Annotated in this window: 2 protein-coding genes and 1 pseudogene; 1 reads left to right on the forward strand and 2 read right to left on the reverse strand. The window is 65.4% G+C overall.

Translation table 11 applies throughout. The features are described from left to right. Nucleotides 1-389 precede the first annotated feature (389 nt). Complete coding sequence (locus tag ACWGKS_RS29800; RefSeq protein ID WP_452525055.1) at nucleotides 390-1,154, forward strand: transposase family protein; 765 nt, start codon at nucleotides 390-392, stop codon at nucleotides 1,152-1,154. A gap of 311 nt (nucleotides 1,155-1,465) precedes the next feature. Here the strand turns inward: ACWGKS_RS29800 and ACWGKS_RS29805 are convergent, their stop codons facing one another. Both ACWGKS_RS29805 and ACWGKS_RS29810 read right to left on the reverse strand, forming a co-directional pair. Then, nucleotides 1,466-1,948 (reverse strand): DinB family protein, encoded by a 483-nt coding sequence (locus ACWGKS_RS29805; RefSeq protein ID WP_452456932.1) that lies wholly within the window; start codon nucleotides 1,946-1,948, stop codon nucleotides 1,466-1,468. Next, nucleotides 1,941-2,313 (reverse strand): annotated as a pseudogene (locus tag ACWGKS_RS29810) (DUF664 domain-containing protein); the annotation flags it as partial. The pseudogene ACWGKS_RS29810 and the gene ACWGKS_RS29805, both read right to left, overlap by 8 nt.

Below are 2,313 nucleotides of genomic sequence, written 5' to 3' on the forward strand. Positions count from 1 at the left end.
ACCCCATCGTCACAGCACTCGACATTGCCTTGACGCGTGCGGTGCGGGCGGCAACAATCACGCGGCGGGGAAGGAGGGAGAACCCACCCCTACCCCGCCTAACAACCCCAAGAGCCAGAAACCTCAGGCGCCCCACCCACACAGCGCCCACTAACCCCAAGGCTCTCGACCCCAGGCGCCCCCACCAACAACCCGACACCCGCCACGGTGACCAAGGCGGCGGCTTCAGTTCCTTCGGTCTTCTCGACACCGGAAGTGGCACTGAGCCCTTTTCAACCTGAAGGTGCAGGTCACGCCTCTGCACCGACCATCCAAAACCCCTCCTGAACAGCAAGAAGCCCCTGGTAGAGGAGTTAACGACCAAGAAAACCCAGCACCAGAGGCTCCACATGCTGTTGTACCGTTCCTGCCTGCCGTTGTCACGCCGGACCTTGAACCTGGCCGCCCGCACCATCCGCGCCCACCGCAAGAACACCGGTTCCCGATGGCGTCGCCTGGACCCCGCGCAACAGGCTCTGCTGGTCCTGGTCCACCTGTACAAAGGCGAGACGTTCACCCAGGTCGCAGCCGGTTTCGAGGTAGGAATCACGACCGCCTGGCGCTACGTGCGCGAAACCACGGCCCTGCTCGCCCAGCAGGCACCCACCCTGGAACAGGGCCTACACCGCGCACGCCGCAAGGGATGGGGGTACGTGATCGTGGATGGCACCCTGATCGCCCGCGACCGTGTGGCGGCCGACCGCCCGTTCTATTCCGGCAAGCACAAACGCCACGGCATGAACATCCAGGTGGTGGCCGCACCCAACGGGGAACCCCTGTGGACGTCGTGGTCACTGCTCGGATCGGTGCACGACACCAGAGCCGCCCGGGTGTGGAAGATCGCCGAACGCATCAAGGCCGCAAGGCTGCTCGGCCTGGGCGACAAGGGGTACGTGGGCCTGTCACAGGTGGTGTTCTGCCCGTTCAAGGGCCAGGGCAAGCCGCAGTGGAAGAAGGACGCCAACTCTGAGCACGCCAAGCTCCGCAGCCCCGGGGAGCGGGCCTTCGCCCAGCTCAAGAACTGGGACGTCCTACGCCGGTTGCGATGCTGCCCGCACCGGGCCGGAGAGATCACCCGAGCCGTACTCGTCCTTCAACTCCGAGAAGCAGGATGAAAAAGGCTCACTGTGTACCACTCCCTGCGTATCGGAGAGCGTGATCCGGGCGGTGAGGGACAGGAAGAGTACGTCGAGCCCCCTGAGCTTTCCCTCTTATGGGTACCTGAGCAGACCAACCTGATCCCGTTGTGCTTTCCGGCTCCGCCGCTGGATGTGGAGACCGTGAATTTACAGGCCGGGGTGTTCGGCACCTTGGAGGGCCCGCCGTTAGGGTGAGGCCCTTGGCAGGATAGGACCCGGGCATGAAGGCCCATCACGCCTCCATGCTCGGGGCTCACGCGTGGCCGATGGAGTTCACGCGACCTGCTTCATCGGCCGGTGTCACCATCGATCAACTCACGAAGGATGTCGAGGTGACCGGCGTGACGACCGGTTTCCTCGATCATGTGCACCAGGGCCCACCGCATCGACGGCGCGGACCCGCCCGAGTGGGCCGGCTCCTCAAGGTCCGTACAGGCGCCGATGGCCCGATTCGCGGTGGCTATGACATCGCGGTATCCCTGAAGGACGCTCTCCGTGCTCTTGCGCTGATCGGCGTGGAAGGTGGCCGCCCAGTCATGGGGCTGCTCACCGAGGAAGAGTCGGCGTTCGACATGGGTCAGGTGTTCGATGAGACCGAGCAGGTTCGTGCCGGAGGCGACCCCTGGGACACGCACCCACTGCTCGGGAGCGTTCGCCACCTTCGCCAGGGCACTCTCTCGCAGGTAGTCCAGGAAACCGGTGAGGACCTCCTTCTCACCCGGGCCGGTCCTGGGCGGCGGCCGGTCACGTCGACGATTCAAGTCAGGCATTGTGTCCGGCCACCACCACGTTGTCGATCACGCGTGCGGTCCGACCCTCTGGTCCTTGGGCTGTCCGGGAGCGTCGCTCGCACACGAGCGGCGACCAGTCGCCTCCCAGGTCGAGCGAACGCCACAGCTCCTCTGGCGTCGGATGGTCCTGACGCTGCTCCCACGACCAGGGCGCACTGGAACCATGGTCGATGACGATCAGCAGCCCACCCTCGGTCACCGATTCCGACACCTGGCGCAGGATGGTGTCGCGGTCGATGTCCGCCAGGGTGTGGAAGTAGTTGGCGTAGACCAGGTCCCACGCCTTGGGCTCGGGCAGTGAGAGGGCCAGGTCGTGGTGCCGCGTGCGCAGGCGATCCGCCAGA

The sequence above is a fragment of the Nocardiopsis sp. NPDC055879 genome (assembly GCF_053615935.1).

Bases quoted from the DNA above. Each gene is read 5' to 3' on its own strand.
- ACWGKS_RS29805 (WP_452456932.1), bottom strand. From the start codon at position 1,948: ATGCCTGACTTGAATCGTCGACGTGACCGGCCGCCGCCCAGGACCGGC.
- ACWGKS_RS29800 (WP_452525055.1), top strand. From the start codon at position 390: ATGCTGTTGTACCGTTCCTGCCTGCCGTTGTCACGCCGGACCTTGAAC.